Source organism: Streptomyces sp. NPDC001880, from assembly GCF_053594575.1.
Genome location: NZ_JBSFET010000185.1, coordinates 1 through 5,282, shown reverse-complemented (window position 1 = coordinate 5,282; position 5,282 = coordinate 1). Strand labels below are relative to the sequence as shown.

At 68.6% G+C, this 5,282-nt stretch carries 4 protein-coding genes and 1 pseudogene; 2 read left to right on the top strand and 3 right to left on the bottom strand.

The genetic code is table 11. The features are described 5' to 3' along the window. Window positions 1-360 precede the first annotated feature (360 nt). Together ACWCQ6_RS35600 and ACWCQ6_RS35595 are read left to right on the top strand one after the other, a co-directional pair. Complete coding sequence (locus tag ACWCQ6_RS35600) at window positions 361-813, top strand: copper chaperone PCu(A)C (RefSeq protein WP_451096425.1); 453 nt, start codon at window positions 361-363, stop codon at window positions 811-813. Window positions 814-825: 12 nt separating this feature from the next. Next, window positions 826-2,517, top strand: a pseudogene (locus tag ACWCQ6_RS35595) (copper resistance CopC/CopD family protein); the annotation flags it as partial. Window positions 2,518-2,799: 282 nt separating this feature from the next. Here ACWCQ6_RS35595 and ACWCQ6_RS35590 read toward each other — a convergent pair. The 3 genes from ACWCQ6_RS35590 to ACWCQ6_RS35580 all read right to left on the bottom strand — a co-directional run bounded on the left by ACWCQ6_RS35590 (window position 2,800) and on the right by ACWCQ6_RS35580 (window position 5,110). Further along, a complete protein-coding gene (locus ACWCQ6_RS35590; RefSeq protein ID WP_451096423.1) occupies window positions 2,800-2,967 on the bottom strand; it encodes a hypothetical protein in 168 nt (55 codons plus the stop codon). Between the two features lie 254 nt (window positions 2,968-3,221). Then, window positions 3,222-4,250 (bottom strand): winged helix-turn-helix domain-containing protein, encoded by a 1,029-nt coding sequence (locus tag ACWCQ6_RS35585; RefSeq protein ID WP_451096421.1) that lies wholly within the window; start codon window positions 4,248-4,250, stop codon window positions 3,222-3,224. A 206-nt stretch (window positions 4,251-4,456) separates the two neighbouring features. Further along, a complete protein-coding gene (locus ACWCQ6_RS35580) occupies window positions 4,457-5,110 on the bottom strand; it encodes a glycoside hydrolase family 25 protein (RefSeq protein ID WP_451096419.1) in 654 nt (217 codons plus the stop codon). Between the last annotated feature and the right edge of the window lie 172 nt (window positions 5,111-5,282).

Genomic DNA, 5,282 nt, shown 5'->3' with positions numbered 1-5,282 from the left:
AAGAACGACGCGCGCCCGCAACGACTTGGCCGGAACCGTCAAGGCCTGGATATCCTCCTAACTCTTACGGGGGCGTGCGACCGGTCCGCGCACCCCTCGTACCGCGGGCGACTCCCCGGCACCCGCCACCGGGGATCCGCTGCAGCACATGGTGATCAGGCGGGGTCCGCCCCCCGCATACGCGCTCGCAGTCTGACGCGACACCCTTCACCCGATACACGCACCACTCGACGCACGGACCACCCGGCGCGGACGAGTCGGTGCCGTACGAGCCGTGCACACACGTGGGGAAGAGGTCTCGCGATGCCGTCGCGCACCCGCGCGCCGGACACCCTTCGTGCTTCAGTGGAGTGCCCCTTCATGAATGTTTCCCGTATCGCCCTCACCGGCGCCATCGCCCTCACCACCGCACTGACGCTGGCGGGGTGCTCGACCTCGGACAGCAAGCCCGAGCTGAAGGTGAGCGGCGCTTTCATGCCGCAGCCCGTCAGCGACATGGCAGGCGGTTTCCTCGTCGTGAAGAACAGCGGCGACACATCCGACCGGCTCACCTCGGTCACCAGCCCCATCTCGGACGACGTCACGATCCACGAGACGAAGAACGGAAAGATGCGCAAGGTGACGTCCTTCGAGGTACCCGCGGGCGGCCAGCTGGATCTGGAACGCGGTGGAAACCACATCATGTTCATGAAGCTCAAGAAGCAGCCCAAGGTGGGCGAGAAGGTGTCCGTGGAGCTGCACTTCGAGAAGGCCGACCCGATCAAGGTCGACCTTCCCGTGAAGGAGACCACCCACGCTCCGAAGAAACACTGAGGGACTGACTCGATGACAGCCACCGCCCCGCACTTCGGATCGGCCCCGTCCATTCCCGCGCTACGTCGGCCGCTCGCCGCGGCCGCACTCCTCGCCGCCCTTGTCGGCACGGTGTTCGGCCTGCTGCTGGGCGGTGCGGGCCCCGCGTCCGCGCATGCCGCGCTCACCGGGAGCGATCCGAAGGACGGGGCGGTGGTCGCTACCGCTCCCCAGGGGATCAGCCTCACCTTCTCCGAGAGCGTCGCCCTCAGCGACGACTCCGTCAGGGTCCTGGACCCCAGTGGCGAACGCGCCGACACCGGCGCCGCACCGCGTAATCTGCAGTGCGGCTCCACCATGAACTACAGTGTCCCGCTCCGCACCGGGCTGCCCGACGGCACGTACACCGTCGCCTGGCAGGCCGTCTCGGCGGACAGCCACCCCATCTCGGGCGCCTTCACCTTCTCCGTAGGAGCCCCTTCCGGGACCACCGTCGCCCTCCCGGACGACGCGGCGGGGGGCGGCCTCGTCGGCGCCCTCTACGGCATCGCGCGCTATGCCGCGTACGCCGGTTTCATCCTGCTGGCCGGAGGCGCGGCCTTCATACTGGCCTGCTGGCAGCGAGGGGCGGGCGCACGCCTGCTGCAACGCCTGGTCGTACGCGGCTGGATGACCCTCACCGTGGCCACCCTGGCCATGCTCCTTCTCCGCTACCCGTACACCGGCTCAGGGGACCTCGCGGACGCCTTCGACCTCGACGGCCTGAAGGCCGTGCTCGACACCAAGCCCGGGGCGGCGCTCGTCTTCCGGCTGCTGCTGCTCGGCGCTTCCGCACTCTTCATCGCCGTGCTGTTCGGGGCGTTCGCGAAGCACGAGGACGGACGCGAGAAGAAGAGCCTCACCGTCGGACTGGCCATCGGCGGCACCGTGATCGCTGCGGGGATCGCCGGGACCTGGGCGCTCGCCGAACACGCCTCGGCCGGGATCCAGCCGGGCATCGCCATCCCGGTCGACATACTCCACCTGCTGGCCGTCGCGGCTTGGCTGGGCGGGCTGACAGCCCTGCTGGTCGCGCTGTACCGGACGCCGGACATCGAGGTATCGGCGGTACGGCGCTTCTCCCGTGTCGCGTTCGGCAGCGTGCTCGTGCTCACCGCCACCGGGATCTACCAGTCCTGGCGCCAGGTCGGCACCTGGTCCGCGCTCACCGGCACCAGGTACGGGCAACTGCTGCTCGTGAAGGTGGGTCTCGTCGCCGTCCTGGTCGGGATCGCCTGGATATCGCGCCGCTGGACCGCACGACTGGTCACGAACGGAGCCGACGCGGAGAGAAAGGAGACCGGGGCAGAGGCCGAGGTGGAGGTCGAGGATGCCGCCTCGGTCCCACCGCCGCCTGCCACCGAGGACCCCGTGCGGGCTACCCAGCTCGCCCGGCAGAGGGCAGCCATGGCCACCGTCGAGAAGAAGCGGATCCGCGACGCCGACCCCGACCGGTCCGGGCTGCGCCGTTCGGTGCTGGCGGAAGTCGGAGTCGCTGTGGCGCTGTTGGCCGTGACGACCGCACTGACCTCGACCGAGCCGGCACGTACCGAGGAGGAAGCGGCCCGCAGCTCCACGGCAGCAACCGCTCCCGCAGCCGCACGCCCGGTCAATCTGACGCCGCCCTTCGACGCGGGCGGCAGGGACGGCAAGGGAACGGTGCGGATGGAGATCGACTCCGCCCGGCTGCTCGGCAGCGCACGGCCGGAAAGGTCACGTGCTTGCCGCGCTTGAGCTGCCGTCGGATGGCGGCCTCGGCCGCCTTGGTCTTCTCCTCGTTGCGGCGGGCCGCGTTCTTGAGGGTGTCGATGCGGTGCTGCCAGGTTGCCTCGCTCACGGCTGTGCCCTTCGGTGGCGGTCCAGGCCGATCGTCACGAGGTTCAGCCCGGCGGTGGTACTGCCGGCGCCCTGGCAGGCACGATCGGGGTTGGCCTGCATGGTGGCCAGCAACGTGACCAAGGCATCGCGTTAGGCTGCTCGCTGGGTGAGCCACACGTTGTCGTCGGGCATCGGCTGGCCGTGGCGGGCCTTGAACTGGGTGGTGGTCCGCTCGATCAGGGCCTCGGTCTCGGCGAGTTGCCGCCGCAGGGTGTCCAGGTGGCTGGGGTCGGTGACGAATATGAGCAGGTCAAGCACGCGTTGCCCTTGTCGCAGGACTGGAGCGGCGGCACCCGAAACACGAAAAACCAGGCCACAACCACCCAACTACTGGAAAACCAAAGCTCTGTCACACCCCGCAAACCGCTACCTCGTCGGCCGACCGCCTTCGGACCATTCCGGCCGAGCCCTGTCCGGGTATCGCCCCGGGGCGATCGTGTCCAGCTCTTCCCGCCGCGCCTCGGATTCGCCTCTGCCCTCGCCCGGACAGGGCTATCCGTCGCACGCAGTTGTCAGGGCAGTTGGATTCCCCCGGTGCCGGTCGCGGTCGAGATGAGGTTGGTCCCCAGGTTGGTGGTGGTGTGTCGCACTGTGTTGGCTTGTCGGAGGCTGGCGACGAGGCCGGCGTCTCGTAGTGCGGTGACGTGTTCCGATGCTGTGGCGGGTGAGATGGCAAGGCTTTCGGCCAGCTGCTTGGTGCTGTGGCCAGCGGGGGATGCGAGAGCCTCCAAGACGGCCGCGCGGGTGCGGCCGAGCAGTGTCGCCAGGGCCGTGGATGAACGTGGCCGGGTATCCGGTGGTTCGGCGACGAGATTGCCGATCTGGGGATTCCAGACGGGCGCGTATACGAGAACGGGCGTTCCCACGTCGTTGAGTAGCGCCCGGGGGCGGGAGCCGCAGAAGATGTGGGCGGACAGGAGGAGTCCTCGCCCCTCCAGGTGGAAGTCGATCTGGCCTTGTCCGGGTGGGCCGGGAAGCTCCAGCACGGGTTCCTCCCAGCGCATCTGCGGGTGCAGGCCGGCCAGTACCGCGCCGACGCCGAGGCGTGCCATGGTGTGCACCCGCCAGGTATGGTCCGCGTCCAGTACGGCCCGCATGCGGTCCAGGAACGGGGTTACCGCGATGTCGTAGTAGGCGGCCAGGGTGTCGGTCACCGCGTCCAGCGTTTCGCGGTCGCCGTCGGCCGGCAGCTGTGCCCAGGCGGGCAGACGGCGGTCGGGCGACAGGCGGTGCAGTTCGGTCGTGAGACGCCTTTGGGGCGTGGCTCGTATCGCGTCGAACGCCCCTGTGGTGGGGGATGCGTGGTCGGGTCCTGGGGTGAGGAAGTCCGGGGCCCAGCCGGAGGCCGGTACAAGGGAACCGAGCAGCGCTGCCCGTGCGGGCAGCTGCTTTCCGACGGCGTGCCTCCACGCGGAGAACCGTGGCCCCGAGCCGCGACGGAGTGCTTGCAGACTCATCACGGCCTCACTCACCGGCAGCGAGCTGTTGTAGCCGAGCGTCACCCGCGCCAGATCTTCCGAAGTGAAGTGGATTCGCAACATAAGGCCCCTAGTGTCCGAATTCTTGGGCGTGGTGACGCTGACCAGGGGGCATTCGGCTACAACCGAAGGTCTTTGTCGAGAAGCACGCCCGGCCAAAGACGATGCATTCAAGGCGCAGGACTACGCCAGGGACGCTGCTCAGTCTTATAGCGGTCGTCCGGAACACTCGAAGAGATTGGAAATGATTGATGCGTCTCCGTCACGCTTTAGCGGGCGCCGCCCTCGGAACCACGCTCGCGCTCAGTGCCGCGGTCGTGCCGGCTCAGGCAGCTCCGTTCGCGCCTCAGTCGGACACCAGTGTTGCCGCGCAGGCAGGTGTCGGCGAAGTCCTTCGACGTGTAGACGATGGGGTTCACCCCGAACGCCTGGCGGGTCTTGGTGAGGAAGTCGGCGACCTGGGTGTTGTTCACCCCGGACGGGCACCGGCCGCGGATCTTCTCCAGATCGACCACCGGCGGCAACTGCCCCGGAAGCTTCCCGTCATAGCCCGCGGCCTTGACCGTGCGGATGAAGTGGTCGGCCTGGGCGGCGCCGGTACCGGTGTCGTAGAAGTGGTAGGCCGCGGCCATCAGCCCGGCCCGTGACGCCCCCGCGAAGTCACCGGAGAACTTCGGGTCGCGGTAGCCGGTGCCCTGGGTCGCCTTCTGGAACACGAACGAGTACCCGGCCCTCACGGCCGCCGACCACCGGACCGGGTGGGAATTGTGGTGGCTGGTGTCGAACCCCTTCACGCTGTACGCGGCCGGACTGTTCGCCTGCGCCTGCTCCTGCCCGGAGAAGCTGATCAGGCCGAACCCGGCGGCCGCGACCGCCACCATGGCACCCGCCTGAAGCCCCGTCTTCTTACTGATGCTGCACACGACTTCACCCCTCGTCAGCCCCACCGGCACTCACCCGGAGAGCGATTCACACGGCGCCTTTGCGGCGTCGACGAGAGGAAGATTCGGGGTACCGCCGTCCCACCGGTAGCCTGATCGGCATTCCAGCCGTTCCGCGCCGTCCCGGCCGTTCCACAAGGCCCCTGACCTGCGA